Source organism: Streptomyces sp. DG1A-41, from assembly GCF_037055355.1.
Classification (GTDB): Bacteria; Actinomycetota; Actinomycetes; order Streptomycetales; family Streptomycetaceae; genus Streptomyces.
Genome location: NZ_CP146350.1, coordinates 5478743 through 5505684, shown reverse-complemented (window position 1 = coordinate 5505684; position 26942 = coordinate 5478743). Strand labels below are relative to the sequence as shown.

The following is a 26942-nucleotide window of genomic DNA, read 5'->3' as shown; positions in this document are numbered from 1 at the left end:
CGAGGGAGGTCCAGTTCAGTGACCAGCCAGGTCAGTAGCCCAGCGGAGCAGGCCGACGAAGCAGTCGCAGGAGAGCAGCGCAAAGCGGCGGGCGCGAAGGACGTCCGGCGCCTCGACCGGGTGATCATCAGGTTCGCGGGGGACTCGGGTGACGGTATGCAGCTCACCGGTGACCGTTTCACCTCGGAGACCGCGTCGTTCGGCAACGACCTGTCGACGCTGCCGAACTTCCCGGCCGAGATCCGCGCGCCGGCCGGGACTCTGCCGGGTGTGTCGTCCTTCCAGCTGCACTTCGCCGATCACGACATCCTCACGCCCGGTGACGCGCCGAACGTGCTGGTGGCGATGAACCCGGCCGCGCTGAAGGCGAACATCGGGGACCTGCCGCGCGGTGCCGAGGTGATCGTCAACACGGACGAGTTCACCAAGCGGGCGATGCAGAAGGTCGGCTACGACACCAGCCCGCTGGATGACGGGTCGCTGGACGGCTACCAGGTCCACCCCGTGCCGCTGACCACGCTCACCGTGGAGGCGCTGAAGGAGTTCGACCTCACCCGCAAGGAGGCCGAGCGCAGCAAGAACATGTTCGCGCTGGGCCTGCTGTCGTGGATGTATCACCGGCCCACCGAGGGCACGGAGAGATTCCTGAGGTCGAAGTTCGCGAAGAAGCCGGATATCGCCGCGGCGAACATCGCCGCGTTCCGGGCGGGCTGGAACTTCGGCGAGACCACCGAGGACTTCGCCGTCTCCTACGAGGTCGCCCCGGCCGCCGCGGCGTTCCCGCCGGGCGTCTACCGCAACATCTCCGGCAACCTCGCCCTGTCCTACGGCCTGATCGCCGCGTCCCGGCAGGCGGACCTGCCGCTGTACCTGGGGTCGTACCCGATCACGCCGGCCTCCGACATCCTGCACGAGCTGAGCAAGCACAAGAACTTCGGGGTGCGGACCTTCCAGGCCGAGGACGAGATCGCCGGTATCGGCGCGGCCCTGGGCGCGGCCTTCGGCGGGTCCCTCGCCGTGACCACGACCTCCGGTCCGGGTGTGGCGCTGAAGTCGGAGACGATCGGTCTGGCCGTGTCGCTGGAGCTGCCGCTGCTGATCGTGGACATCCAGCGTGGCGGGCCGTCGACCGGTCTGCCCACCAAGACCGAGCAGGCCGATCTGTTGCAGGCGATGTTCGGGCGTAACGGCGAGGCGCCGGTCCCGATCGTCGCGCCGCGCACGCCGGCGGACTGCTTCGAGGCCGCGCTGGAGGCCGCGCGGATCGCGCTGACGTACCGGACTCCGGTGTTCTTGCTGTCCGACGGTTATCTGGCCAACGGCTCCGAGCCGTGGCGTATCCCGGACCTGGAGGAGCTGCCGGACCTGCGGGTGCGGTTCGCGCAGGGCCCCAACCACACCCTCGACGACGGCAGCGAGGTGTTCTGGCCCTACAAGCGCGACCCGCAGACCCTGGCCCGCCCCTGGGCGATCCCGGGCACCCCGGGCCTGGAGCACCGCATCGGCGGCATCGAGAAGGAAGACGGGACCGGGAACATCTCCTACGCCCCGGCCAACCACGACTTCATGGTGCGCACCCGGCAGGCGAAGGTGGACGGCATCGAGGTCCCCGACCTCGAGGTGGACGATCCGCACGAGGCGAACCTCCTGGTCCTGGGCTGGGGCTCGACGTACGGGCCGATCACGGCCGCGGTACGGCGGCTGCGCCGGGCCGGGGAGTCGATCGCGCAGGCCCACCTGCGCCACCTCAACCCCTTCCCGAAGAATCTGGGCGCGGTCCTCGGGCGTTACGACAAGGTGGTGATCCCCGAGATGAACCTCGGGCAGCTCGCCACGCTCATCCGGGCGAAGTACCTGGTGGACGCCCACTCCTACAACCAGGTCAACGGTATGCCGTTCAAGGCGGAGCAGCTCGCCGCGGCTCTGAAGGAGGCCATCGATGGCTGAGACGTCCACACACGGCACGGGCACCATCGAGGCGCTTTCCCTCGTCCCCAAGGCCGAGGGCAGGCAGTCGATGAAGGACTTCAAGTCCGATCAGGAGGTGCGCTGGTGCCCCGGCTGCGGCGACTACGCCATCCTCGCCGCGGTGCAGGGCTTCATGCCCGAGCTCGGGCTGGCGAAGGAGAACATCGTCTTCGTCTCCGGCATCGGCTGCTCCTCCCGCTTCCCGTACTACATGAACACCTACGGGATGCACTCCATCCACGGCCGCGCCCCGGCCATCGCCACCGGCCTCGCCTCCTCGCGCCGCGACCTGAGCGTGTGGGTCGTCACGGGTGACGGCGACGCGCTGTCCATCGGCGGCAACCACCTCATCCACGCCCTGCGGCGCAACGTCAACCTCAAGATCCTGCTGTTCAACAACCGGATCTACGGTCTGACCAAGGGCCAGTACTCGCCGACCTCCGAGGTCGGCAAGATCACCAAGTCGACGCCGATGGGCTCACTGGACGCGCCCTTCAACCCCGTCTCGCTGGCGATCGGCGCGGAGGCGTCGTTCGTGGCGCGGACGGTCGACTCCGACCGCAAGCACCTGACGGAGGTGCTGCGCCAGGCCTCCGCCCACCAGGGCACGGCCCTGATCGAGATCTACCAGAACTGCAACATCTTCAACGACGGCGCCTTCGACGCCCTCAAGGACAAGCAGCAGGCCGAGGAGGCCGTGATCCGGCTGGAGCACGGCAAGCCGATCCGGTTCGGCAGCGACCTGGCCAAGGGTGTCGTACGAAACCCGGTGACCGGTGATCTGAAGGTGGTGGCCGTGACGCCGGACAACGAGGACCAGGTGCTCGTCCACGACGCGCACGCCGAGTCCCCGACCACGGCGTTCGCGCTGTCCCGCCTCGCCGACCCGGACACCCTGCACCACACGCCGATCGGTGTCCTGCGCTCCGTCGACCGTCCCGTCTACGACACGCAGATGGCCGACCAGCTGGACCACGCGATCGAGCAGCACGGCAAGGGCGACCTGGCCGCGCTGCTGACGGGCGGCGACACCTGGACGGTCGTCGGCTGAGCACGACCGTCGTACGGCGACGAGGCCCGGGACCGCCAGGAAGCGGCCCGGGCCTCGCGTATGCCCGGGATGCCTTCTCCACGTCGTCCATGCGCCGGTGCGTCCACTGCGCGAGGGCCCGCAGTGCTCGGCGCAGCTCGCTGGACCGCCGCCACTTACCGCCATGCCAGTACCTTACTCCAAAGTGCGTACTTTCCTTCAGTTAGCGCTCGCCCTAGGGTTAGTGCCAACGCACCCCACAAGGAGAGTCAGCCCCATGAGCATCATCGTCACCGGAGCCACCGGAAATCTCGGCCGTCACGTCGTGGAGCAGCTGCTGGAGAAGGTCCCCGCCGAGCAGATCACCGCGGTCGTCCGCAACGCGGAGAAGGCTGCCGACTTCGCGGACCGGGGCGTGCGGATCGCGCTGGCCGACTACAACGCGCCCGCCTCCTTCGACGGCCTCTTCTCCGCCGGTGACAAGGTGCTGCTGGTCTCCGGCAACGAGTTCGACAAGGGCCGTGTGCAGCAGCACAAGGCCGTCATCGACGCCGCCAAGGCGGCCGGTGTGGCCCTGCTCGCCTACACCAGCGCCCCGGGCACCCTGACCGCCGCGCTCGCCGACGACCACCGCGGCACCGAGGAGCTGCTGCTGGACTCGGGCGCGCCCTACACCCTGCTGCGCAACGGCTGGTATCACGAGAACTACACCGAGAACCTCGCCCCGGTACTGGAGCACAACGCGGTCGTGGCCGCCGCCGGTGAGGGCAAGGTCTCCTCCGCCGCCCGCGCCGACTACGCCGCTGCCGCCGTCGCCGTGCTGACCGGTGAGGGGCACGAGAACAAGACGTACGAGCTGGGCGGCGACACCCCCTGGAGCTTCGCCGAGTACGCGGCCGAGCTGAGCCGCCAGACCGGCAAGGAGATCACCTACAACCCGGTCTCGACCGAGGTGCTCACCGGGATCCTGACCGGCGCCGGCCTGCCCGAGCCGCTGGCGCGGACGTTCGCGGGCGTGGACGCCTCCATCGAGAAGGGCGAGCTGGTCGTCACCACCGGCGATCTCTCCCGGCTGACCGGCCGCCCGACCATCCCGTTCTCCGAGGCCATCGCCGCGGCGCTCAAGGGCTGAACTCCGCCGGCGTGCCGTTGAGCCGCCCCGCCCCCGGCCGTCATGACCGTATATCGATACGGGCATGACAGCCGGGGGCGCTCGGCGTTACCGTCGTGCACTCGGAACACCACGTACGGAGGAGGAGCCCGTGAGCGGCAAGCCGAGGGGTGAGCGGCACATAGGACTGCTGAACGGCTTCGCGGCGTACGGGATGTGGGGCCTCGTCCCGCTGTTCTGGCCCCTGCTGAAGCCCGCCGGTGCGGTGGAGATCCTGGCCCACCGGATGGTGTGGTCGCTGGTCTTCGTGGGCACCGCCCTGCTCGTGCTGCGCCGCTGGGCCTGGGCCGGTGAGCTGCTGCGGCAGCCGCGCAGGCTGGGCCTCGTCACGGTGGCCGCGACGGTCATCACCGTCAACTGGGGCCTGTACATCTGGTCCGTGAACTCCGGGCACGTCGTCGAGGCCTCGCTCGGGTACTTCATCAACCCGCTGGTCACCATCGCGATGGGGGTACTGCTGCTGAAGGAGCGGCTGCGGCCGGTGCAGTGGCTGGCGGTCGGGACCGGCGGCGCGGCGGTCGTCGTGCTGACCGTCGGCTACGGCCGGCCCCCATGGATCTCCCTCGGCCTCGCCTTCTCCTTCGCCACGTACGGGCTGGTGAAGAAGAAGCTGAACCTCGGCGGCGTGGAGTCGCTGGCCGCCGAGACCGTCGTCCAGTTCCTGCCCGCGCTCGGCTTCCTGGTGTGGCTGACCGCGCAGGGCGACTCCACCTTCACCACCGAGGGCGCGGGACACGCGGCGCTGCTCGCCTCGGCCGGGATCGTCACCGCGCTGCCCCTGGTCTGCTTCGGCGCGGCCGCCATCCGCGTGCCCCTGTCCACGATCGGCCTGTTGCAGTACCTGACGCCGGTCTTCCAGTTCCTGCTCGGCGTCTTCTACTTCCACGAGGCGATGCCGCCGGAGCGCTTGGCCGGGTTCGCACTGGTGTGGCTGGCGCTGACACTGCTCACCTGGGACGCCCTGCGCACCGCCCGCCGGGCCTCCCGCACACTCACCACCGAGACGAGCGCGCCCAGCACCGCCAGGACGACCGGCACGGTCAGCGCCGCACGGAACGCCGACAGCGTGGCCTCGGGCCCGGACCCGGTGGACGCCAGGCCGTAGACCGCGGTCACCGCCGAGATGCCGATCGCGGAACCGAACTGCGTGGCGGTGGTCAGCAGCCCGCCGGCCAGGCCCTGCTCCGACTCGGTGACCCCGTCCGTCGCCGCGATCGTCAGCGGCCCGTAGGCCAGGGCGAACGCGAGGCCCGCCAGGAACAGCGTCGGGAACATGGCGACGTAGGACCAGTCCATGCCGACCGGCAGGAACAGCGCGTATGCGATCACGGCCAGGACGAAGCCGCCGACGATCACCTGGGCGTTGCCGAAGCGGGCGACCAGTTTCGGGGTGAGCGTCGGCGCGATGACGGCGTCGACACCCATGACGATCAGGGCCACCGCCGTCATCAGGGGCGACCAGCCGCGCAGTTCCTGAAGATAGAGCGTGACGACGAACTGGAAGCCGAAGAAGGCGCCGAGGAAGAGCAGCGCTCCCAGGTCGGCGCGCACGACCGGGCCCTGGCGCAGGATGCCGAGCCGGACGAGCGGATCCGGACTGCGGCGTTCGACCAAGACGAACGCACCCGCCAGGACGAGCGCCGCGAGACCGGAGACCACCGTGAGCGGCCAGTCGTGCAGGCCGTGTTCGAGGCGTACGACGGTGTAGGCGGCCAGCAGCATGGCGCCGGCGGCGGTGATCACCCCGGGCAGGTCGAACCCGCGCCGGCGCGCGGGCGGGCCGTCCTGCCGGGGCACCAGGCGTACGGCCGCGACGAGCAGCGCCCCGGCCAGCAGCACCGGCGCGAAGAACACCCAGCGCCAGCCGAGCTGGGTGAGCAGACCGCCGATGACCAGGCCGAGGGAGAAGCCGGCGGCGCCCGTTCCGGCGAAGACCAGCAGGGCCTTGTTGCGCTTGGGGCCCTCCGCGTACGAGGTGGTGATCAGGGAGAGCGCGGCCGGTGTCATGAACGCGGCGGCGACGCCCGTGACGAACCGGGCGACGACCAGCATCCAGCCCTCGGTCGCGAAGCCGCCGAGCCCCGAGAAGGCGAGGAAGACGGCCAGCCAGAGCAGGAACATCCGCCGCCGTCCGAGCAGGTCGGCCGCCCGGCCGCCTAACAGGGTGAAGCCCGCGTAACCGAGCACGTAGCCGCTCATCACCCAGGCCGCGGTGTCGGTGGCCAGCCCGAGGTCGGAGCGGATGGCCGGGATCGCCACCGCCATCATCGCGACGTCGATGCCTTCGAGGAAGATCGTTCCGCAGAGGACGAACAGCAGCGCCCAGGCACGGGTGGCCATGAGTCAACACTCCCTTTGCAAGAGTCGGTTACGCGAGTGAGGGTCGGTTCCCTCTTGTAACCACGACCACTCTGCGGGAGCATCGAGAGACTATGGAAGAAGGCACTTCGAAGTCACCGAGTAACTGCGAGAGCACCGTGGACTACGGCGACGCCGATCCCTTCCAGTGGGACACCCGCGAGGACTGCCGGGTCCGGCAGATCCTCGACCGGATCGCCGACAAGTGGTCGCTGCTCGTCATCGCGCTGCTGGAGAACCGGCGGCTGCGCTTCACCGAGCTGCGCAGGGAGATCGACGGGGTCAGCCAGCGGATGCTGACGGTGACCCTGCGGTCGCTGGAGCGGGACGGCCTGGTGAAGCGGACGGTGCACCCGGTCGTGCCGCCGCGGGTCGAGTACGAACTGACCTCCCTAGGCAGGACGCTGCACACCACCATCCAGTCCCTGGTGACTTGGACGGAGCGGCACCAGGAGGAGATCGCCGCGGCCCGCAGCGCGTACGACGCCCGCGAGGCGGAGGCACGGGCCGCGGAAGCTACGGCGCCCTAGGAGCCAGCGGAGGTCACGGCGTCCCGGGAGCCTGGCGGGACCGGTGCGTCCGAGCCTTCTCGCGGTTGCCGCAGTGCTCCATCGCGCACCAGCGGCGGCGGCCCGGGCGGGAGGTGTCGACGAAGAGCAGGGAGCAGTTGTGGGCGCCGCACTCGCGGACGCGGTGGGCGCAGGGGCCGGTGAACAGGTCGATCGCGTCCCTGGCGACCGTGGAGAGCAGGTGGGCTCCGGTGGCACCCGGGGCCCAGGCGCGGGTGCCGTCCGGCTCGATGCGGGCGACCAGCGGGGGCCCGGCCGCGGCGGCGTTGACCACGTCCAGGTGGGCGGCTCGCAGGGGGCGGCCGTGGGCGCGGTCGGCGGCGAGCGGGAACACGGCGTCGCGCAGGGCGCGTACGCGCTCCAGCTCCTCCTCGGTGACGGTGAGGTCCAGGCCGTCCGGGAGGCGGCTGCGTGCGGTCCAGGCGACCAGGTCGGCGGGCTCGTGCAGCACCTCGTAGCGCGCGAACTCTCCGGGGCCGCCCGTCGTCAGCAGCTCCAGGCACAGGGCGCCGGGGTCGAAGCGGAAGGTCTTCCCCCGGAACGACACCAGCGTCAGGCCGGGCGTCCGGTCCTGCGTTTCCCCTGCGCGTGCACTCACGTAACCAGTATAAGTGGTTACATGACACAGACCCCGGCATCCCCCGCCCCCGTGCACTGGAAGATCGTCATCGACGCGAACGACCCGCACGCGCAGGCCGACTTCTGGGCCGCCGCCCTCCGGTACGAGGTCGAGGACAACAGCGCCCTCATCGAGAAGCTGCTCGGCTTCGGCGCCGTGCCCAAGGAGCTCACGGTCGAGTTCCACGGCCGCCGCGCCTTCCGGGACCTGGTCGCCGTACGGCACCCCGAGGACCCGTTCGAGGAGGAGAGCGGGACCGGGCTGGGGCGGCGGCTGCTGTTCCAGCGGGTGCCGGAGGCGAAGACGGTCAAGAACCGGCTCCACCTCGATCTGCACCCGGGCGCGGGGCGGCGCGAGAAGGAGGTCGCACGGCTGGAGGGGCTCGGTGCGCGTGCGCTGCGGCGGGTGGCGGAGCAGGGCGGCGAGTGGGTTGTGATGGCGGATCCGGAGGGGAACGAGTTCTGCGTGCAATGACCTTGTGCCGCGACCTCCCCGTGAGCGCCGGCGATCCGGTGTCCCGCAACGCCCTGGCCTGATACGTCTCTTGACGGAGAGTCAGTACCACCTTCACCATCCAGGCACCCCATTCACTGTGGGCTGCCTGTGGACACCCCACGGGCTCCCCCGAAGGAAGCCGGAGCCCCCACATGAAGCTCTCCGTTTCCGCGCGTGCCGTGGCGGCCGGTGCCGTGGCTACCGCCATGCTCCTGACCGGCGGTGCCGTGGCGGACGCCGCGTCCGCTCCCCCGAGACCGGCCGCCGCGCCCGACATATCCCTGGCGGGCGTCAAGGCCCACCTGTCCCAGCTCCAGTCCATAGCCACCGCCAACGGCGGCAACCGCGCGCACGGCCGCCCCGGCTACAAGGCCTCGCTCGACCACATCAAGGCCAGGCTGGACGCGGCCGGATACACCACCACGCTCCAGCAGTTCACCGCCTCCGGCCGCACCGGCTACAACCTGATCGCCGACTGGCCCGGCGGCGACACGAACCGGGTCGTGATGGCCGGCTCGCACCTCGACAGCGTCTCCTCCGGGCCCGGCATCAACGACAACGGCTCCGGCTCGGCCGCCGTCCTGGAGACCGCGCTCGCCGTGTCCCGGGCGCAGTACAAGCCCGCCAAGCACCTGCGGTTCGCCTGGTGGGGCGCGGAGGAAGTCGGCCTGGTCGGCTCCCGTCACTACGTCAACGGGCTGGCCGCCGGGGACCGTTCGAGGATCAGCGCCTACCTGAACTTCGACATGATCGGCTCCCCGAACCCCGGCTACTTCGTCTACGACGACGACCCGGCGATCGAGAAGACCTTCAAGGAGTACTTCAGCGGCCTCGGCATCCCGACCGAGATCGAGACCGAGGGCGACGGCCGCTCCGACCACGCGCCCTTCAAGAGCGCGGGTGTGCCGGTCGGCGGCCTGTTCACGGGGGCCGGCCGGACGAAGACGGCGGCGCAGGCGGCCAAGTGGGGCGGTACGGCCGGGCGGGCCTTCGACCGCTGCTACCACTCCTCCTGCGACACCACCGCCAACATCGACGACACCGCCCTCGACCGCAACAGCGACGCCGTCGCGTACGCGGTGTGGGGGCTGTCCCAGTAACGGCGCCTACTGGTTGCGGGCGCGTTCGGTCAGACGGCCCATGCGGGCGCGGGCCGACTCCAGTTGCTCGATCTCCTCGGCGGCGGGGCCGTCCTCCGCGGCGAGTTCGGTCCACAGGCCGATCAGATCCCGCCCCAGCTCCAGTCCCACCGCCGGATCACGCACCGCGCGCCAGGCGGTGGCCGCGCTCTGCACGTTGCCGTAGGCGGCCTCCGCGTCGCCCGTGCGGCGGCGGGCGGCGGCCAGGTCGAGGGACAGGCGGAAGGCACGGAGCGGGTCGCCCGCCAAGTAGGCGATGTACGCGGTGAGTTCGCGCAGCCGCAGCACCTCGGGGTGCTCCGGCCCGAGCGTCCCCGACGCCTCCGCGACGGTCTGGTCCGCCAGCCCGGCCGCCGCGTCGATCCGGCCTTCCTTGACGGCCTCGTTGATCCGCGCGACCGGCTCCGCGAGGAGGGCGGGGGCGGCGGGGTCGCCCGGGGCGCCGAGGGGTTCGTCGCCGAGCACGGCCTCCGCGACGGCGTCGAAGCCCCGGGCGGGAGTCGGCTTGGCATCGGCCTCGGCCGCGAGCAGCTCCGCTTCGGACATCGGCTCGGGTTCCCGCCTGCGGCTCGGCGCCGGGCCGGTGCCAGGGACGGGGAGCGGCCTGACGTCCATGAGCGGGGGCGGCCCGAACTCCCCGGTGGGGGGTGCGACGGTGCCGGGAGTGGTGACCGGGCCCGAGGGCGCGAACATGTCCGACGGCGTGGACGTGTCGGAGGGCTGGAGCGTGCCGGGGGGCGTGGGCCAGACCGGTGATGCGTCTTCCGGTTCGGGCACCGGCCGCAGCGGGAACGTCGGGGCCGTGCCGCGGCCGGACTCCGGTACGGGGCGCAGGACGTGCGTGGCCCTGTCGTCCCGCGGGTGCTGCGGCTCCGGCGCGGGCTGCGTGGGTCCGGGCGGCTCCGTCACCCGTGCTTCGGCGCCGACGGCGTCCTTGGGCGGGGCCGTGCGGACCGGCTCGGCGGTGAAGCGGCTGGAGCCGTCCGGGTCGACCTGGAGCGGCACGACGTAGCCGATGCGCTCGTCGTGGACCGTGGCGTCGACGGGATGGCCGGTGGCCAGGGCGATGTGGTGAAGGCGGTTCAGGACGGCCTGGTGGATCTCCTCGCCGGGGGCCGCGAAGACGGGGACCCCGCCGACCGACGCGCCGTCGGATCCACCTCCCGCGCCGGCTCCCGGCCCCGCTCCCGCCGGGTCCGTTCCGGCCCCGGGGACACGGACGTCGATCGGCGCCGCCGGGGTCGCCGCGTGTGCGGCCTGCTTCTGTTCCCGCTTCTTCTCGCGGCTGAGTCGAGACATCGTCCCCTCAATCGGCGTCGTACCTACTGTCGAGTGTGTCCGCTCGCTCCCGTTTCTCACGTCACCGCGGTGTCACAGGCTCGTCCCAAGGGTTCCAGGCGCCGGTACGGATCGTTCCGAATGGCATGAGGATCGGGAGTACGAGGGAGGAGAGGGGCATGCAGACAGGCATGCGACAGGGGCCGGAGATCTGGATCCGCGGCCCGGTGACCGCCCGGGAGCCGGGGCCGCCGGGGCCCGCTCACGCCCATGCCGCGGCGCGGCGTTTCTCCTGGGTCGGCACACACGGCGGCGCGGGCGTCTCCACCCTCGCCGCGGTCTACGGCGGCCATGACAGCGGCCGCGCCTGGCCCGGGCCGGGCGGCCCGTCGTCGGTGCTGCTGGTCGCGCGGACGCACGCGGCCGGGCTGGACACGGTCGCCGGGGCGGTGGAGATCTTCCGGCACGGTCAGGCCCCGCCCGGGCTCGTCCTCGACGCCGTCGTCCTCGTGGCGGACGCTCCGGGCCGGCTGCCGCGTCCGCTCGCCCGGCGGGTCAGGTCCCTGGAGTCGGTCATCGACGTGTACCGCGTGCCGTGGGTGCCGGCCTGGCGGCTGGGCGAGTTGGGGCATCCGCCGCGCGAGACATCGGCCCTGGTCCGGCTGACGGGAGCGGCGCGCTGACGGCGGTGGCCCTGTCGGCCGGTGAGATCGCGGCGGGCGTACGGGCCCGGGAGCTGCGCGCGGTGGACGTGGTCGCGGCGGCGCTGGAGCGGATCGAGCGGGCCGATCCGGAGCTGTGCGCGTTCGTCGAGGTGTGGCGCGAGGAGGCGTTGCGGCGGGCGGACGAGGTGGACGCGCGACTCGGCCGGCGTGCCGGGGATGTCACCCGAAAGGAGGAAGCGCTGCCGCTGGCCGGGGTGCCGATCGCGGTGAAGGGACGCCACGGGCTGCGTGTGGCGGGGCCGTTGCTCGCGGCGGGTTGTGTCGCCGTGGGCGCGACCTCCGTGCCCGGGCCGGGAACGCCCTGGCAGACCTGGGGGCTCGGCGCCCGTGGCCGGACCGTCAACCCGTGGCGGGCGGACCGTACGCCGGGCGGCTCGTCGGCCGGGGCCGCGGTGGCGGTGGCGGCCGGGCTGGTGCCGCTGGCGACGGGCAGCGACGGGGCCGGGTCGGTGCGGATCCCGGCGGCCTGGTGCGGGGTGACCGGCCTGAAGACCACGGCCGGACGGCTGCCCTCGGCCGACCGCACCGGGCTCGCCGTCCCCGGCGTCCTCGCTCGCTCGGCGTCGGACGCGGCGCACTGGTGGGAGGTGGTGTCGCAGGAGCCGGTGCCGACCGGCGGCACGCCTCTCCCCGTCACCGCCGCCTGGTCGTCCGGCCTGGGCTTCGCCGGGCCCGACCCGGAGCCCGTCGCGCTCGCCCGGGCGGCGGTCGAACGGCTTGTGACGGCGGGTGTCGTACGGCTCGTACGGCCGCGGGTGCCGTTGCGGCTCACGGACCCCGGGCCCGCCTGGCTGGCCTTGCGCACCCCCGGTGCCGATCCGGCCGAAGCACACCGCGTCCGGGCGGAGAACGACCGGCGGCTGACCGGTCTGTTCGCCGAGGCGGAGCTGCTGCTGACGCCGACCACGCCCACCTCACCGCACGGGCACGACGGCCCGGGCGACCGCTACTCCACCTCTCTCACCTGGGCGTTCAACCTCAGCGGGCACCCGGCGCTGAGCCTCCCGGCGGGCTTCGGCGCTGACGGCTGCCCGGCCGGGCTGCAACTCGTGGCGCCGCACGGCCGGGAGGCACTGCTGCTGGCCGTGGCGCGGGAGGCGGAGGTGCGCGTCAGGAGCTGACGGGCGGTCCTGGCGGATGGCCGGCGGCCCCTGGCGGATGGCGGGCGGCCCCTGGCGGATTTGGATGCACGCGCATATGATGCAAGCGCGTGTAATTGATGCACGCCTAGCTTTTGGGGGATACCCATGACCCGTCGCTTCCTCTTCGTCCTGGGCAGCGCCCGTGCCGACGGCAACACCGAGCTGCTGGCCCGCCGCGCCGCCGAGCAATTGCCCCCGGACGTCGAACAGCAGTGGATCGACCTCGCCGAGCATCCGGTGCCCGACTTCGAGGACCTGCGGCACGACAGCGACCACGTCCGCCCGATCGAGGGCAATCCGGCGCTGCTGCTCGACGCCACCCTCGCGGCCACGGACATCGTGATCGCCTCGCCCCTGTACTGGTACTCGGTCTCCGCGCAGACCAAGCGGTACCTGGACTACTGGTCGGGCTGGCTGCGCACGCCCGGCCTCGACTTCAAGGCGACCCTGGCCGGACGCACCCTGTGGGGCGTCACCGCGCTCGCGGACACGCAGCCTGAGGTGGCCGACCCCCTGGTCGGAACGCTCAACAACTCGGCCGCGTACATGGGGATGCGGTTCGGCGGAGTGCTGCTCGGCAACGGCAGCAAGCCGGGTGACGTGCTGAACGACACCGAGGCACTGGCCCGGGCGAAGACGTTCTTCGCCCAGGAGGCACCACTGGCCCGGTTCGTGTACGAGGACTGAGCGCTATGCGGTGATGTCCTTCGCCGTGAAGCGGGCCCAGGCCGCCGAGCCGAACACCGCCGCGTACAGGGCCTGGAGGCCGAGGTTCTTCGCCAGGTCGTCCCAGTAGACGGGTTCGCGCATGAGGTCGGCGAAGGACAGCCAGTAGTGCGAGAAGAAGTACGGCTGGAGGGCGTGCAGTTGCGGGATCTGGTCGAGGATCTGGACCGTGATCAGCAGGCCCACGGTGGTCGCCATCGCCGCGATGCCACTGCCCGTGAGCGTCGAGACGAACAGCCCGAGCGCCGCGACGCCGATCAGTGACGCGGCGACGGCCAGGGCGATCAGCAGGGCTCTGCCCAGTCCCTCGGCGAAACTGATCCGCGTGCCGGAGATGGTCGTCAGATCGCCGAGCGGGAACAGCAGCGCGCCGACCGTCAGCGCCGAGACGGCCACGACCAGGGTGGCGGCCAGGCAGAAGATGACGACGGTCGCGTACTTGGTGAGCAGCAGACGGCTGCGGCCGGCCGGGGCGACCAGCAGATAGCGGAGCGTGCCGGCGCTCGCCTCGCCGGCGATCGCGTCGCCGGCGACGACACCGACCGCCATCGGCAGGAAGAACGGGAGGGTGGCGGCCAGCGCGGTGAAGACGAGGAACAGGCCGTTGTTGGTGATCTGCGAGATGAAGGCCGGTCCCCCGCCGCCGCCACCGCCGGGCGACGAACCGTCGCTCGTCTCCATCTTCACGGCGATGCCGACCAGGACGGGCACGCCCGCCAGCACGGCCAGCAGCGCGAGGGTGCGCCAGCGCCGGAAGGTGGTGGTGAGCTCGCTGCGCAGCAGCCCGAAGGTCCACAGCGCGCTCACCGGCCGTACGGTCTGACCGACTTCAGCCCGCGACATCGAAGCCCTCCCCGGTCAGCGCCACGAACGCGTCCTCCAGCGAGGCCCGTTCGACCGTGAAGCCGCGCACGCGCACACCGGCCGTCACCAGCGCGGCGTTCAGGTCGGCCAGGTCACGGTCCGGTGGTTCGCCGGTCACCCGGTCGTCCGTGACGACGACGTCGCCGACGCCCTGCTCCTTGAGCACCCGGGCCGCCTCGGCGGGGTCCGGCGTGGTCACCACCAGCCGGCCGCGCGCCCCGGCGGACAGCCCGGCGACCGGGCCCTGGGTGATCAGGCGGCCCTGCGTCATCACCGCCGCGTGTGTGCAGACCTGCTCGATCTCGTCGAGCAGGTGGGAGGAGAGGAACACGGTCGTGCCGTCCGAGGCCAGCTCCCGTATCAGGGTGCGGATCTCGCGCATGCCCTGGGGGTCGAGGCCGTTGGTGGGCTCGTCGAGCACGAGCAGCCGGCGCGGCTGGAGCAACGCGGCCGCCAGCCCCAGGCGCTGTTTCATGCCCAGCGAGTACGCCTTGGCCTTCTTGCCCGCGGCGGCCGTCAGGCCCACCCGGTCCAGCGCCGCGGCGACCCGGGCCTTGCGGGTGCGCGGATCGGCGGCCGGGTCGGCGGAGTCGTAGCGGATCAGGTTGTCGCGGCCGGAGAGGAAGCCGTACAGGGCCGGGCCCTCGATGAGGGCACCGACGTGCGGCAGCACGGCGCGGGTGGCCCGGGGCATGGGCTGCCCGAGCACCCGTGCCGTGCCGGAGGTGGGCTCGATGAGGCCCATCAGCATGCGGATGGTGGTGGTCTTGCCGGAGCCGTTGGGGCCGAGGAAGCCGAAGACGCTGCCCGCCGGGACGGTCAGGTCGAGGCCGTCGACGGCGAGCTGTCCGCCGCGGTAGCGCTTGGTGAGCGCGCGGGTGGCGATGACCGGTTCCGTAGCGGACCGTTCGCCCATCGGCTTCCTCGTTTCCGTTGAAAGGACTTACTTCCCGGCGTCGGCCGCCTTCACGAGCGCGTCCTTGGTGACCGCGCCCACGTAGACCTTGCCGTCGTCGGTGATCAGGGCATTGATCAGGCGGGTCGAGAAGACCGTGCCCGAGCCGAACTTGCCGGTCACCTTGTCGCCGAGCGAGTCGATGAAGCCGCCGAACTCGCCGCCGGCCTTGCCCGAGGGCACGCCCTCGCCGCCGGTGTCGAAGGTGGCTATGGAGTTCCAGCCCTCGCCGATGGTCTTCATGCCGTGGAGGCCCTTGCCGAGGTCCTCCTCGGCCTTGGGAGCGTGCCCGCGCGGCCCGCCCTTCTCGAAGCCCTTGCCGAAGTCCTTGTCGGAGCCCTTGCCGGCATCCTTCTCCTCGGTGACCTTCGCACCCTTGGGCGGGGTGAAGTCGAAGGTCGACGCGGCCGGCTTGGCGAAGCTGACCTGGGTGAAGCCCGCGTCGACGACGGCGGCGCCGCCGCTCGCCGGGGTCAGCGTGAACTTCAGCGGCAGGCCGGTCTTCGCGTCCACCGCCACGGTGATCGCGCCGACCGTCGTGCCGGACTGCTTCGGCGTGATGAGCAGCTTGTAGGCGTCCCGGCCGGCGACCTGGACGGTGCCGTCCACGGTCACGGAGGTCGTGTCGTCGGCGGCCTTCAAAGCCTCCTCGGCGAAGTCCTTCGGCGTGGCCGGCGGCTGCTCCTTCTCGTGCTCCGGGCTGTCGGAGGCGGTGCCGTGGTAGACCTCGTTCGACTTGCTGTCGTAGCCCCAGACGTCCTTGCCGTTGTGGACGACGCTGTACTCGGCGGCGTTCTCCAGCAGCGACAGCTTCTGCTTGTCCGGGCCGTCGGCCGCGACGCGCAGGGTGTGCGTGCCGGAGGCCAGTTCCGTGAGCTTGGCCGTCGGGTCGGCGGAGGAGCCGCCCTCGCCCTGGCCCGCGGCGCCGGACATCAGGCTGCTCTCCAGGCCGCCGAGGTCCGGCAGGCCGAGGTCCGTGCTGATCTTCACCGTGCCGGACAGCTGCTGGACGTCCGACTTGGCCATCTTCTCGATGAGCTGCTGTGCGGTGATCTTCGGGAGGTCGGGGTCACCGGAGTCGGCGAGTGCGGGGACCAGCCCGATCGTCGCGGCCGCCACCCCCATCACCGTGACCGGGACGACGTACCGCGCGGCTTTGCGCCGCCCGGAGCTCCGCTCGTCGGCCTCCCCGGCGGTCGTGCTGTCGTCGGATGCGTACGGTGCCATGTGTGCCCTACCTCCGTGGTCGGCGGCGGCTGTCCGTGTCGTCCACGCACTCGTCCCTGAGCCGCCATTCTCACCCGAAGCGGTGAGGAGTGGTGTTTTCCGTGGTGTCCATCTGACCAAATCGGCCAGGGAGATACGTCAGACTCCGGGCTCAACTCCGCGTACTGCTGCGGTATGACACGAGAGGGCGGCTTCTCCCCCGACCCGTAGGGGTCGTACGGGAAAGACGGGCTAGCCGGCCCGGTGCACCACCGCGTCGGACAGCTCCACCAGCGCCTCCTTCGCGGCGCACTCCGGCAGCGGGGCCAGCGCCGAGCGGGCGTCCTGGGCGTAGCGGATCGTGTCCTGCCGGGCCTGTTCCAGCGCCGGGTGGGCCCGCAGCAGACGCAGGGCCTCGGCGTGCCGGTCGTCGTCGGTGAGGTCGGAGTCGAGCAGCTCGCACAGGGCGATGTCGTCCGCGAGCCCGAGCCGGGCGGCCCGTTCGCGCAGCCGCAGCACCGGCAGCGTGGGGATGCCCTCGCGCAGGTCGGTGCCGGGCGTCTTGCCGGACTCGTGGGAGTCGGAGGCGATGTCCAGGACGTCGTCCGCGAGCTGGAAGGCCACGCCGAGCCGCTCGCCGTACTGGGTCAGCACGTCCACGACCGTCTCGTCGGCGCCGGACATCATCGCGCCGAACCGGCACGACACCGCCACCAGCGAGCCGGTCTTGCCGCCCAGCACGTCCAGGTAGTGCTCGACGGGGTCGCGGCCGTCCTGCGGTCCGGCCGTCTCCAGGATCTGGCCGGTCACCAGCCGCTCGAACGCCTCGGCCTGCACCCGCACCGCCTCCGGGCCGAGGTCGGCCAGGATGTGCGAGGCGCGGGCGAAGAGGAAGTCGCCGGTGAGGACCGCGACGGAATTGCCCCAGCGGGCGTTCGCGCTCGCCACCCCGCGGCGCACGGCGGCCTCGTCCATCACGTCGTCGTGGTACAGCGTGGCGAGGTGGGTCAGCTCCACGACGACGGCCGACGGCACGATCCCGGGCGCGTACCGGTCGCCGAACTGGGCGGAGAGCATCACGAGCAGCGGACGGAACCGCTTGCCGCCGGCCCGGACCAGGTGCTGGGCGGCCTCCGTGATGAAGGGCACCTCACTCTTGGTGGCCTCGAGCAAGCCTTCCTCGACAGCCGCCAACCCGGCCTGGACATCGGCCTCCAGAGCCTGGTCCCGCACGCTCAGCCCGAACGGCCCGACGTCGGTCACGAGGGGTCTCCTGTCTGCTGGTGTCTGCCGGTGATTACGCGGATTGTCGATAGGTCGCTGCCATCACTCGAGTCAGCGTATCCGGTCACGTTTCGATCACCACCAGTGCCCATGGTTACAGGCCGGGTGGTATCCGATCACGACCGCAATGTTTTCGATCAGCTCATAAGAGCAGACATTTGTCGACTTACCAGGAGGTAGTGCGCTATGCACGATTTGCCGCGTTAGATAAGCGAATTCCCTTTGATGGAAATTGCCCCACAGACTCGTGATCAGTGAGTTGAATCACGTTATCCCCTGCGACGCCCCACTCCGGCACCGGCCCGTACCTCCTTCCGCCGAACGCGAGTTGAGCCTTGGCTCCCGCAAAGGATCAAGCGCCCCATACGCCCCTGACAGGTCAACCGGCACGATATGTGACTTCGGCGCTTGTTCCCGACATGTGCTCTCGCATACGTTCCGGGCCTGTCCGGCGGACGCCGAATCCTGCCACCGCCCGGACTCCCCACACGAACCCACTCACTCACGCATGGCAGGAGCGGGGGACCCAGGTAAGTCGCCGGTCCGCGCAGCGGAACGGCTCGGGGTGAAGCCGCGTACGGCGCACAGCGCCGTGGGCGGCCGGGCACCTCCCGGCCCGAACCCGACAGCTCACCTCGCAGGCGTCGGAGAGGAATATCGCCATGCCCCGAGGCAACCACCGTCGCCGCAGAAGCAATCAGCTCACCCGTCGTGTCGCAGCCGCCGGCACCTGCGGAGCGGCACTCACCCTCCCGCTGCTCGGCGCGACGCACGCCAGCGCCGCCCAGCCGGCCCAGAACGCACCCGCCGCCGCACAGTCCGTGCCGCAGGCGGCCCAGCCCGCCAAGTCCCTCACGTACACCGTGACCAAGGGCGACACGCTCTACCGCATCGCGGACAAGTACGACGTGTCGGGCGGCTGGAAGCAGCTCTACAAGGACAATCGCGCCGCCGTCGGCGACAACCCGCAGCTGATCCACCCGGGTCTGAAGCTGAAGGTGACGGCCAAGGCGGACACCGTGAAGAAGACGGCGACCAAGTCGTCCGCCCCCGCCAAGCCGGCCGCGAAGCCCGCCGGCGGCGTCGCCGAGGCCACCCAGGCCTCCGCGAAGACCTACGCCAACAACCTGGACGGCTGGATCCGCGAGGCACTGGACATCATGGCGCAGAAGGGGATTCCGGGCTCGTACGACGGCATCTACCGCAACATCATGCGTGAGTCGTCCGGCAACCCCCAGGCGATCAACAACTGGGACTCGAACGCCGCCAAGGGCACCCCGTCCAAGGGTCTGCTCCAGGTCATCGACCCGACCTTCGCCGCGTACCACGTGCCCGGCACCCCCTACGACCCGTACGACCCGGTCGCCAACATCACCGCGGCCTGCAACTACGCGGCCGACCGCTACGGCTCGATCGACAACGTCAACGGCCCGTACTGAGCCGTCCCGCCCAGCAGTCGTTCGAGGACGACGGCGATGCCGTCGTCCTCGTTCGACAGGGTGACCTCGTCGGCCACGGCCTTGAGTTCGGGATGGGCGTTGGCCATCGCGACGCCGTGGGCGGCCCAGTCGAACATCGGGATGTCGTTGGGCATGTCGCCGAAGGCGAGGGTGTCCGCCGGCCGCAGCCCCAGGTGCTCGGCGGCCAGCGCCAGGCCCGTCGCCTTGGTGACGCCGCACGGCTGGAGCTCGACCGTGCCGGGCCCCGACATCGTCACCGTCGCCAGCGACCCGACCACCGAGCGGGCCGTCGCCGCCAACTCGTCGTCGCTCAGGTAGGGATGGCGCAGCAGCACCTTGCTGATCGGCTCGCCCCACAGCTCGTCGCGCCGGTCGACCCGAACCGCGGGCAGGGTCGGGTGCGGCATGAGATAGCCCGGCTCGATGAGCGTGAGCCCGTCGACGCCGTCCTGGTCGACCGCGGCGTACACCTGCCCCACCTCGGCCTCGATCTTGCCGAGGGCGGTCTCGGCCAGCTCACGGTCCAGGGTGATGGACCACAGCAGCCGGTCCGCGCCGGCGTCGTACACCTGAGCGCCCTGCCCGCACACCGCGAGCCCCGTGGCGCCGAGGTCGTCCAGGAGCGGCCGCACTCTCGGCGCCAGGCCCGTCACCACGAGGTGCTGGGCACCGGCGTCCGCCACCCGCGCGAGCGCGGCGAGAGACCGGTCGGACAGGGTGTCGTCGCCGCGCAGCAGCGTCCCGTCCAGGTCGGTGGCGATGAGTGAATATGCGATGGGTGCGGCCATGATCAGAGAATACGGACAGCGCGCCCTTTCGTTTCACCGCCCGACGGACGCCGATTGCCCGGTTGAAGGCCTCTGCACCAGTTGGCAACAACATGGTCCGCTACCTACCGTCGGGGCCATCTCGGGCGGTACCTTCCAAGTGTCCAGGGGGACTTGATCGGGGGGTCGGGTTGAGCAGTGGGCGCATACGTGTGGCTGGGCCCGGGGAGCTCGGCGAGGGGGAGAGGGAGCGCTGGCGCGCGCTGCGCGCGGCGTCGGAGACACCGCGCAACCCCTTCATGGAACCGGAGTTCACCGAAGCCGTCGGCCTGGTGAGGCCGCAGGCGCGGATAGCGGTGGTGTACGAGGGGCTGGAGCCGGCCGGCTTCCTGCCCCATGAGCGGGGCCCGTTGGGACAGGGCCGGGCGATCGGGCTCGGCGTCTCGGACGCGCAGGGCGCGATTTTGCGGCCCGGCCTGGAGCTGGACACGCGTGAACTGCTGCGGGCCTGCTCGCTGTCGAGCTTCGCCTTCGACAACCTGGAGGCCGAGCAGCGGCTGTTCGTCCGGTACGCGGCCGAGGAGCACGCCACCTACGTCATCGACGTGGAGAAGGGCTACGAGACGTACGAGTCGGTGCTGCGCGCCCAGTCGCCGAAGTTCCTGAAGACCACCCTGGCCAAGGAGCGCAGACTGGGCCGGCAGGTCGGCGAGCTGCGGTTCGTGTTCGACGAGCGCGAACCCGCCGCGCTGCGCACGCTCACGGAGTGGAAGTCCGCGCAGTATCGCAGAACGGGCCGCCGGGACCGGTTCGCCCGGGAGTGGATCACCCGGCTCGTGGGGCGGCTGGCCCAGACCCGGGCGCCGGAGTGCAGCGGCACGCTGTCCGTGCTGTACGCCGGGGAGCGGCCCCTGGCCGCGCATTTCGGCCTGCGTTCGGCGTCGGTCCTGGCCTGCTGGTTCCCTGCCTACGACCCGGAGTTCGCGAAGTACTCGCCGGGTCTGGTGCTGCACCTGCGCATGGCCGAGGCGGCGGCCGCCGAGGGCATCGGCATGCTCGACCTGGGGCGGGGCGCGGCCGAGTACAAGGACGCGCTCAAGACGGGCGAACTGCCCGTGTACGAGGGCGCGGTGATGCGTCCGGGGGCGGGCGCGGCACTGCACTGGCTGAGCCGCGAGCCGGCGCGCCGCGCGCACAGCTTCGTCCGCGGCAGGCCACGGCTTGCGTCGCTGGCCGCGCGGACCCTGAAGGGCGCGGCTCGGCTGCGCCGTACCTGACGACGAGGGGGAGGGCGCATGGCCCGTTCGGCGCGTGCGCAGGAGGAGATACGGCGGTTCCTGGACATCGGGTCGGTGCAGGTCGCCGAGTTGGACCTCGACGGTGACGAGGCGGTGCTCAGACCGGGGCCGGGGAGCCACCCGGTGACGCACGGTGATGTGTTCGTGCTGGTCAGGCAGGGCGGGCAGCCCGTTGGGACGCTGCTCGCGCGAGTGCCGGAGGGGGCGGACGCGAAGGCCGTGCTCACGGCGCGGGCGCGGGCGGAATGCGCGCCTGTCCTTGCGGGTGAACGCGGGGAAGCCGGTGGGCACGGGGAAACCGGCGACCGCGGAGAGGCCCGCAGGACCGGGGAAACCGGCGACCCCGGACAAGCCCGCAGGCCCGAGGCAGCCCGTGGGCCCGCCGAGCCGCCGTACGCGAGTGTCGTCATCGCGACCCGGGAGCGTGCCGGGCAGTTGGCCCGGGCACTGGACTCGGTGCTGGCGCAGGACCATCCGCGGTTCGAGATCGTCGTCGTGGACAACGCTCCCGTGACGAGCGAGACGCGGGAACTGGTCGAGCGGAAGTACGCCGAGCGCGTGCGGTACGTCTGCGAGCCGGTGCCCGGCCTCGCGGTCGCGCACAACACGGGGCTCGCGGCCGTGCGGGGCGAGGTGGTCGCCTTCACGGACGACGACGTGGTCGCCGATCCGCGCTGGCTGACCGAACTGACCGCGCCCTTCGCCGCCGACCACGGACTCGGGTGCAGCACCGGGCTGATCCTGCCCGCGCGGCTGACCACCCCGGCCCAGGTGCTGCTGGAGAGCCACGGCGGCTTCGCGAAAGGCTTCACTCCAAGGACGTACGACACGGCGCGTCCTCCGGGCGACGAGCCGCTGTTCCCGTTCACGGCGGGGCGGTTCGGCTCGGGCGCCAACATGGCGTTCCGTACGGCGGTGCTGCGTGAGGTCGGCGGCTTCGACCCGGCCACCGGCGCCGGTACGGCCGCCCGGGGCGGCGATGACTTGTACGGTTTTGTCCGCGTCCTGACCCAGGGGCACCGGCTGCGCTACACGCCGTACGCCCTGGTCTGGCACCACCACCGGGAGACCTGGCGGGACCTGGAGACCCAGGCGTACGGCTACGGCGCCGGGCTCACCGCCTATCTCACCGCGGTGCTCGTGAACCGCCCCGCGCTGCTGCCGGCGTTCCTCGCGAGGCTGCCCCGGGGCCTCGCCCACGCCCGCACGCTGACCGCCGTACGCGAGACGGAGGTCGGCGGGGCGCCGGGCGACCACGACGTGCGGACGCATCCGTGGCCGCGGCGGCTGTCGCGGTTGCAGCGCAGGGGGATGGTGTACGGGCCTGTCGGCTATCTGCGCGCGCGGCGGGCGCTGCGCGCGAGTGTTGAGGGGGCGAGATGAGGACGTCTGCGCGTGCGCGTGGTGAGAGGCAGGGAGACGGCAGAGGCCGGGCGGAGCGGGGCGCGCAGGACGGTGAGGGGCCGATATCGCCACCGGGTGCGGCCGGCTCCCCGGCCATCCCGGTCTTCCTGTACCACTCCGTGATGGACGATCCGCCCGACTGGATCGCCGAGTTCACGGTCACCCCGACACAGTTCGCGGCGCATCTCGACGCCGTGGTCGACAGCGGCCGTACGCCCGTCACGATCAGTACGATCGCCGACCACCTGGCCGGGCGGGCGCCCCTGCCGCCCCGGCCCGTGCTGCTCACCTTCGACGACGGCTTCGCCGATCTGCCCGGCCCCACCGCCGAGGCGCTGGCCGAGCGGGCGCTGCCCGCCACCGCCTATCTCACCACCGGCGCCATCGCCCCGGGCGGCCGCAGTCTGCTGCCGCCCGCGCCGATGATGACCCTGGACCGGGCGGCGGAGCTGGAACGTTACGGCATGGAGATCGGCAGCCACACCGTCACGCACGCGCAGCTCGACACCCTGTCCGGCAAGGAACTGGCGTACGAACTGCGCTCGTCGAAGGCCGTGCTGGAGGACGCCCTCGGGCACGAGGTGCGCCATCTCGCCTATCCGCACGGCTACAACAGCCCGCGCGTACGGGCGATGTCGGCCCGGGCCGGTTACGAGACGGCGACCGCCGTTCGGCACGCGCTCAGCTCCGACCGCGACGAGCGCTACCGCATCGCCCGGCTCATCGTCCGGCGTACCCACACCGTCGCCGACGTGGAGGGCTGGCTGGCGGGTGCGGGCGCGCGGGTCGCGCCGTACCGGGACGGGCCGAAGACGATCGCGTGGCGGTGGTACCGGCGGGCCCGCGCGGTGGTGCGCGGGCCCGAGTTCGCAGGCTGATCCCTGCCCGAGTTACTTGAGCGGCTGGTTGAAGTACGGGTCGGCGACCGCCTCGCGCAGGCTGTCCCAGGCCGCTTCGTTCGCCAGGGCCAGATTGCAGTGCGGGCCGGGGTCGCGGTAGTTCCACTGGAGGGCGGCCTTGACGCCCTCCAGGCCCTTCAGTACACCGGGCACCTGCGCGTACCACTCGGCCTGCCGCTGCGGGCGGGCCGAGTCCGCGGCGGTGCCGAACTCGGAGAGCATCAGCGGCTTGTCGTCGGAGATGTTCTTACGGATCCAGTCGTGCGCGGCGTGCTGCGTCTGCGCGAAGCTGAGCCAGCCCGTGTTGTGGCAGCGGTAGTAGTTGTACTGGTTGTAGCCGATCCAGTCGACGTACTCGTCGCCGGGATACATCCGCTTCATCTCCTCGGCGTGGTCGAGATAACCGGTGGTGATCCACGTCCACACCACGTTGTCGACGCCCAGTTCACGGAAGCGGTCGTGGATGTGCCGGTACGCCTTCACATACTCGGCGGGGGTGCCGTTGGCCGGGGTGCGGGTGTCCATCTCCAGGTCGAAGGAGAGGAACACCTTCTTGCCGTAGTCCTTGATCCGCTTGGCCTGGACGTCGATGACGGTCCTGTCCAGTTCGCCGGCGGCGATCTGCTTCCAGGTCGGCTGCTGCTTCTTCGTGCCGCCCCACCACTTGCTCTCCCAGGACAGCAGCAGCAGACGGTCCTCGCCGACGCTCTGTTCCTCCGGGGTGAGCAACTGGCCCTCCCGGCGGGTGCCCTCGGGCAGGGACATGTCGTGGTACGTGTACACGATGTCGAGTTCGCGGCCGACGCGCTTCTCGTAGGCGCGCACCTTCTCCGGCAGATCGTCCCGCTCGTGCGGCACGAACGCCCCGAACCAGGCGCCGCAGGGCGGTTCCAGGAGCGCCGTGGGGCGGCAGTCCGCCTTGGAACCGGCGGCTCCCGGGTCCGGCCCGGAGGCGTTGCGGAGGGTGAGTCCGGCGACCAGGACGGCGCTGACGACCGTGGCGGACATGATCAGCAGACGGCGCCGGCGCGATGTGAACCGGCCGGCGGACGGCTGCTCTTCGTGTGACTGTGGTCTCCTGCGATGCTGTCCGGTCGTGGTCGGCCGGCGGCGAAAGGGACGGTGGGGACGGTTGAAGCTCACTGAGCAGAACCCTTCGGTGTCCTCGGTGTCGTCCTCGGCGGCGGGGAGGCGCGCAGCGGCGGGCAGAACGCGGCGAGTGTGGTCAGCAGCGACAGCGTCAGCAGCACCCGCTGCGCGCTGAAGGTGTGCGTGGCGATCAGCACGGTCGCGACGAGCATCACGGCGCCGATGCTCAGGAACAGCACGAGCATCAGCCGCTCCAGCAGGTCGGAGTGGCGGGCGAAGTCCGGGTCCCGGCGCTCGACGGGCCCTTCGGCGGGCCGCGCCCCCAGCGCGGGGACGCAGACTCTGACCACGGCCGCGCCCGGGCCCGCCGCCAGGAAGAGGGCGACGGCGGCGCCCCGCAGCGGCGACCCGCCGGGCAGCGCGAGCGCGGCGAGCGCGAGCCAGCCGCCGAACGGCGGCAGCATCCGGACCACGAGCTCCTGCGGTGTCATCGCTCCGCTCCCTGCGCCTGCTTCAGTACGTAGAGCCATCCGGCGCTGTTCTCCGCCACGAGCTGGAACCGTGGTGAGGCGGCGACGGACTTCTGGATGCGGTCCAGCTGCGCCCTGTCGAGCTGTCCGTTCATCTCCGAGTTGGCCAACTGCCCCTGCGTGAGGAGGAAGTAGGCCCGGGCCGGCCGCCCCACCCCGGCCATGTCACTGGCGAGGGTGCCGGCCGGGTTCTTGACGATCCGGTCGACGTGGCTGCGGGCGTCGTCGAGGAACCAGTAGTGGTCGACGCTCCAGTAGGAGGCGTACGCCAGCGGGTAGTTGCGGTTGGCGGCCACGACGAGCGAGCCGTCGGGTGCCTGGTCGAAGAGCTGCCGTACGAGGGCCACTTCCTGCGGCGGGAAGTAGTTGATCCGGTCCTTGCCCGAGTAGGCCGGGACGAACGCCAGGGTTCCGCCGAGCAGTGCGGCCGGCCCCACCCAGGTGCCGAGCCCCCGTCTGCGGGCCTTCACGGGGGCGGCCTGCCGACCGCCGGCCTCCCTGGCGGCGGCGTCGGCGGCCAGCGTGCGGACCTTGGGCAGCAGCGCGGCGGCGGCGAAGAACGCGGCACCGGGCAGCATGAACAGCAGCACCCGGAAGATCATCTCGCTGCCGTAGCTGCTCGCCGCGAACATCGGCAGCGGGGCCGCCGCGATCAGCAGCAAGGGCCGGGCCCGGTGCCGCAGCACCCGTTGACGCAGGACTCCGACGGCAGCGAGGAGCAGGACGGACCCGGACAGCAGCCGAGCCGCCCAGGAGGTCGCGATCGCTCCGGTGCCGGTCGGGGTGGCGCCGTACCCCGTCTCCACGTTGGCGCCGACGTCACCGATGGAGCGGATCATGTCCGGCATCGCCGCGGACAGGAAGGGCAACGCGGCCGTGAGACACCAGGCCAGGAAGATCACGACGGTCGTGACCACCGGGACCCAGTCGCGGTAGCGGCGGCTGAGGCACAGGGCGACCAGGCAGACGACCAGCATGCCCGGGGTGAGCTGGTGGGAGATGACGATCGCCGCGATCATGACGGTGAGCACCACCGTCCACACGGCCTGCCGGGGCCGCCCGCTCCGCCCGGCGGACCGGCCGAAGCGGCGCAGGACCACGGCCAGGACGCCGACGTGCAGCGCGTAGGCCACGGACTGGGGCGAGAAGTAGTCCTGCCCGACCCAGTTGGCGACATAGAAGAGCCAGATGGCGGTCCAGATCAGCCGCCGGTCCTCCGTGAAGGTGCGGTAGATCAGCAGCAGCGGGAGCAGCAGCATCAGGCTGGAGACCAGGGGCCACCAGGCCATGAACATCGCCGAGGACTCCACGCCCAGCAGCCGTACCAGGGCGGCCTGGGCGGCGAAGAAGCCCGGCCACTGGTCGTACACCGCCATGTCGCCGACCTGGTCGGCCGTTTGCAGACCTCCTGCCGTCAGCAGATGGTCGATGACCGCCTCGTGCTTCCACGCCCACGCGTACAGCGGGGTCGGGTAGAGCACGGCCTGCGTCACCCGCTCCATCACCAGCAGCCCGAGGACGTACGCCGCCGCCCAGGCGCCCGGCCGGCGCGGATCGCGGACCGTGAACCAGAACCCGGTCGTGAGCACCACGAGGCCGGCCCAGAAGGTCGGGTGCAGCGCGGTGACCAGCCCGTAGTCGTCGAGCCGCGAGACGTCGGTGTGCCGCATGGCGTACGCCCACAGGGCGAGGGCGGCGATCAGCGGAACGCCGGGCCAGGCCAGCGCGCGCCGCCCGGACAAGGCAGGGGGCAGATCGGACAGGTCCGTCACGGGCTCCTGAGCGGGGCTCGACGACTCCGAGGAGGAGGAACTGGAGGACTGACCGGAGGTCTCGGGGCTACCGCCGGGGGTGCTCGCGCCGTCCCGTGCCGGTGTGGGTTCTGGCGTGGATCTCTCCCTCGGAGTTACTGGCGGACGCACGGTGGTTCCCCCCTGGCGGTTCGGCTCTGTTCGGCTCTGGAGCT

The 26942-nt window shown here is 71.5% G+C and carries 24 protein-coding genes, 1 pseudogene and 1 riboswitch; of the genes and pseudogenes, 14 read left to right on the top strand and 11 right to left on the bottom strand.

Going from position 1 to position 26942, the window contains the following annotated elements; translation table 11 throughout:
* The first annotated feature begins 18 nt into the window (after nucleotides 1-18).
* From V8690_RS25800 to rarD, 4 genes are all read left to right on the top strand, one after another.
* On the top strand, nucleotides 19-1947 hold the full coding sequence (locus tag V8690_RS25800) for a 2-oxoacid:acceptor oxidoreductase subunit alpha (RefSeq protein ID WP_338782492.1): 1929 nt from the start codon (nucleotides 19-21) through the stop codon (nucleotides 1945-1947).
* A complete protein-coding gene (locus V8690_RS25795; protein ID WP_338782491.1) occupies nucleotides 1940-3019 on the top strand; it encodes a 2-oxoacid:ferredoxin oxidoreductase subunit beta in 1080 nt (359 codons plus the stop codon). Before V8690_RS25800 ends, V8690_RS25795 begins: the two co-directional genes overlap by 8 nt.
* A 256-nt stretch (nucleotides 3020-3275) precedes the next feature.
* Nucleotides 3276-4130 carry an SDR family oxidoreductase gene (locus V8690_RS25790; protein ID WP_338782489.1) on the top strand — a complete coding sequence of 285 codons (855 nt, stop codon included), beginning with the start codon at nucleotides 3276-3278 and terminating at the stop codon, nucleotides 4128-4130.
* A gap of 130 nt (nucleotides 4131-4260) precedes the next feature.
* On the top strand, nucleotides 4261-5274 hold the full coding sequence (gene rarD / locus V8690_RS25785; RefSeq protein WP_338782487.1) for an EamA family transporter RarD: 1014 nt from the start codon (nucleotides 4261-4263) through the stop codon (nucleotides 5272-5274).
* Here the strand turns inward: rarD and V8690_RS25780 are convergent.
* Nucleotides 5169-6509, bottom strand: a pseudogene (locus V8690_RS25780) (MFS transporter); the annotation flags it as partial. The gene rarD and the pseudogene V8690_RS25780 sit on opposite strands and share 106 nt — an antisense overlap.
* A 92-nt stretch (nucleotides 6510-6601) precedes the next feature.
* Between V8690_RS25780 and V8690_RS25775 the strand changes: the two are divergent.
* Nucleotides 6602-7057 carry a helix-turn-helix domain-containing protein gene (locus tag V8690_RS25775; RefSeq protein WP_338782485.1) on the top strand — a complete coding sequence of 152 codons (456 nt, stop codon included), beginning with the start codon at nucleotides 6602-6604 and terminating at the stop codon, nucleotides 7055-7057.
* A 13-nt stretch (nucleotides 7058-7070) separates the two neighbouring features.
* Here V8690_RS25775 and V8690_RS25770 read toward each other — a convergent pair whose 3' ends face one another.
* Entirely contained in the window at nucleotides 7071-7694 is a 624-nt protein-coding gene (locus V8690_RS25770; RefSeq protein ID WP_338782483.1) for a CGNR zinc finger domain-containing protein, read from the bottom strand.
* 21 nt (nucleotides 7695-7715) lie between these two features.
* Here V8690_RS25770 and V8690_RS25765 point away from each other — a divergent pair, with 21 nt between their 5' ends.
* Together V8690_RS25765 and V8690_RS25760 are read left to right on the top strand one after the other, a co-directional pair.
* Nucleotides 7716-8189: a VOC family protein gene (locus tag V8690_RS25765; RefSeq protein ID WP_338782480.1), complete on the top strand. Its 474-nt coding sequence runs from the start codon at nucleotides 7716-7718 to the stop codon at nucleotides 8187-8189.
* Nucleotides 8190-8362: 173 nt separating this feature from the next.
* Complete coding sequence (locus V8690_RS25760) at nucleotides 8363-9310, top strand: M28 family metallopeptidase (protein WP_338782478.1); 948 nt, start codon at nucleotides 8363-8365, stop codon at nucleotides 9308-9310.
* 6 nt (nucleotides 9311-9316) lie between these two features.
* Here V8690_RS25760 and V8690_RS25755 read toward each other — a convergent pair whose 3' ends face one another.
* Nucleotides 9317-10648, bottom strand: coding sequence for a tetratricopeptide repeat protein (locus tag V8690_RS25755; protein WP_338782475.1), 1332 nt, complete (start codon nucleotides 10646-10648; stop codon nucleotides 9317-9319).
* A gap of 158 nt (nucleotides 10649-10806) precedes the next feature.
* Between V8690_RS25755 and V8690_RS25750 the strand changes: the two genes are divergently transcribed.
* The 3 genes from V8690_RS25750 to V8690_RS25740 all read left to right on the top strand — a co-directional run bounded on the left by V8690_RS25750 (nucleotide 10807) and on the right by V8690_RS25740 (nucleotide 13181).
* On the top strand, nucleotides 10807-11310 hold the full coding sequence (locus tag V8690_RS25750; RefSeq protein WP_338782473.1) for a DUF6668 family protein: 504 nt from the start codon (nucleotides 10807-10809) through the stop codon (nucleotides 11308-11310).
* 5 nt (nucleotides 11311-11315) lie between these two features.
* The gene (locus tag V8690_RS25745) at nucleotides 11316-12473 is read left to right on the top strand and encodes an amidase (protein WP_338782471.1); all 1158 of its coding nucleotides are present in this window, start codon (nucleotides 11316-11318) and stop codon (nucleotides 12471-12473) included.
* A gap of 126 nt (nucleotides 12474-12599) precedes the next feature.
* Nucleotides 12600-13181: an NAD(P)H-dependent oxidoreductase gene (locus tag V8690_RS25740; RefSeq protein ID WP_338782469.1), complete on the top strand. Its 582-nt coding sequence runs from the start codon at nucleotides 12600-12602 to the stop codon at nucleotides 13179-13181.
* A gap of 3 nt (nucleotides 13182-13184) precedes the next feature.
* Here the strand turns inward: V8690_RS25740 and V8690_RS25735 are convergent, their stop codons facing one another.
* The 4 genes from V8690_RS25735 to V8690_RS25720 all read right to left on the bottom strand — a co-directional run bounded on the left by V8690_RS25735 (nucleotide 13185) and on the right by V8690_RS25720 (nucleotide 17508).
* Complete coding sequence (locus tag V8690_RS25735) at nucleotides 13185-14063, bottom strand: ABC transporter permease (protein ID WP_338782467.1); 879 nt, start codon at nucleotides 14061-14063, stop codon at nucleotides 13185-13187.
* On the bottom strand, nucleotides 14050-15000 hold the full coding sequence (locus V8690_RS25730; RefSeq protein ID WP_338782465.1) for an ABC transporter ATP-binding protein: 951 nt from the start codon (nucleotides 14998-15000) through the stop codon (nucleotides 14050-14052). The genes V8690_RS25735 and V8690_RS25730 overlap by 14 nt, the downstream gene beginning before the upstream one ends.
* Before the next feature lie 27 nt (nucleotides 15001-15027).
* On the bottom strand, nucleotides 15028-16266 hold the full coding sequence (locus tag V8690_RS25725) for a DUF2092 domain-containing protein (protein ID WP_338782463.1): 1239 nt from the start codon (nucleotides 16264-16266) through the stop codon (nucleotides 15028-15030).
* A gap of 231 nt (nucleotides 16267-16497) precedes the next feature.
* Entirely contained in the window at nucleotides 16498-17508 is a 1011-nt protein-coding gene (locus V8690_RS25720) for a polyprenyl synthetase family protein (protein WP_338782461.1), read from the bottom strand.
* Between the two features lie 506 nt (nucleotides 17509-18014).
* Nucleotides 18015-18188: riboswitch (cyclic di-AMP (ydaO/yuaA leader) on the top strand.
* Nucleotides 18189-18191: 3 nt separating this feature from the next.
* Here V8690_RS25720 and V8690_RS25715 point away from each other — a divergent pair.
* Nucleotides 18192-18968 (top strand): transglycosylase SLT domain-containing protein, encoded by a 777-nt coding sequence (locus V8690_RS25715; protein WP_338782459.1) that lies wholly within the window; start codon nucleotides 18192-18194, stop codon nucleotides 18966-18968.
* On the opposite strand, the gene V8690_RS25710 is transcribed toward V8690_RS25715, so the two are convergent.
* Nucleotides 18932-19777, bottom strand: coding sequence for an HAD family hydrolase (locus V8690_RS25710; protein ID WP_338782457.1), 846 nt, complete (start codon nucleotides 19775-19777; stop codon nucleotides 18932-18934). The two genes, V8690_RS25715 and V8690_RS25710, sit on opposite strands and share 37 nt — an antisense overlap.
* Nucleotides 19778-19968: 191 nt before the next feature.
* Between V8690_RS25710 and V8690_RS25705 the strand changes: the two genes are divergently transcribed.
* The 3 genes from V8690_RS25705 (at nucleotide 19969) to V8690_RS25695 (ending at nucleotide 23336) form a co-directional block, all read left to right on the top strand.
* Complete coding sequence (locus V8690_RS25705) at nucleotides 19969-21033, top strand: GNAT family N-acetyltransferase (RefSeq protein ID WP_338782455.1); 1065 nt, start codon at nucleotides 19969-19971, stop codon at nucleotides 21031-21033.
* Nucleotides 21034-21051: 18 nt separating this feature from the next.
* Nucleotides 21052-22437, top strand: coding sequence for a glycosyltransferase (locus V8690_RS25700; RefSeq protein ID WP_338782453.1), 1386 nt, complete (start codon nucleotides 21052-21054; stop codon nucleotides 22435-22437).
* Nucleotides 22438-22580: 143 nt separating this feature from the next.
* Nucleotides 22581-23336: a polysaccharide deacetylase family protein gene (locus V8690_RS25695; protein WP_338782451.1), complete on the top strand. Its 756-nt coding sequence runs from the start codon at nucleotides 22581-22583 to the stop codon at nucleotides 23334-23336.
* 12 nt (nucleotides 23337-23348) lie between these two features.
* On the opposite strand, the gene V8690_RS25690 is transcribed toward V8690_RS25695, so the two are convergent.
* From V8690_RS25690 to V8690_RS25680, 3 genes are all read right to left on the bottom strand, one after another.
* Nucleotides 23349-24365, bottom strand: coding sequence for a glycosyl hydrolase (locus tag V8690_RS25690; protein WP_338782449.1), 1017 nt, complete (start codon nucleotides 24363-24365; stop codon nucleotides 23349-23351).
* 131 nt (nucleotides 24366-24496) lie between these two features.
* Nucleotides 24497-24937 carry a hypothetical protein gene (locus tag V8690_RS25685; RefSeq protein ID WP_338782446.1) on the bottom strand — a complete coding sequence of 147 codons (441 nt, stop codon included), beginning with the start codon at nucleotides 24935-24937 and terminating at the stop codon, nucleotides 24497-24499.
* Nucleotides 24934-26748 (bottom strand): glycosyltransferase, encoded by a 1815-nt coding sequence (locus V8690_RS25680; protein ID WP_338782444.1) that lies wholly within the window; start codon nucleotides 26746-26748, stop codon nucleotides 24934-24936. Before V8690_RS25680 ends, V8690_RS25685 begins: the two co-directional genes overlap by 4 nt.
* Between the last annotated feature and the right edge of the window lie 194 nt (nucleotides 26749-26942).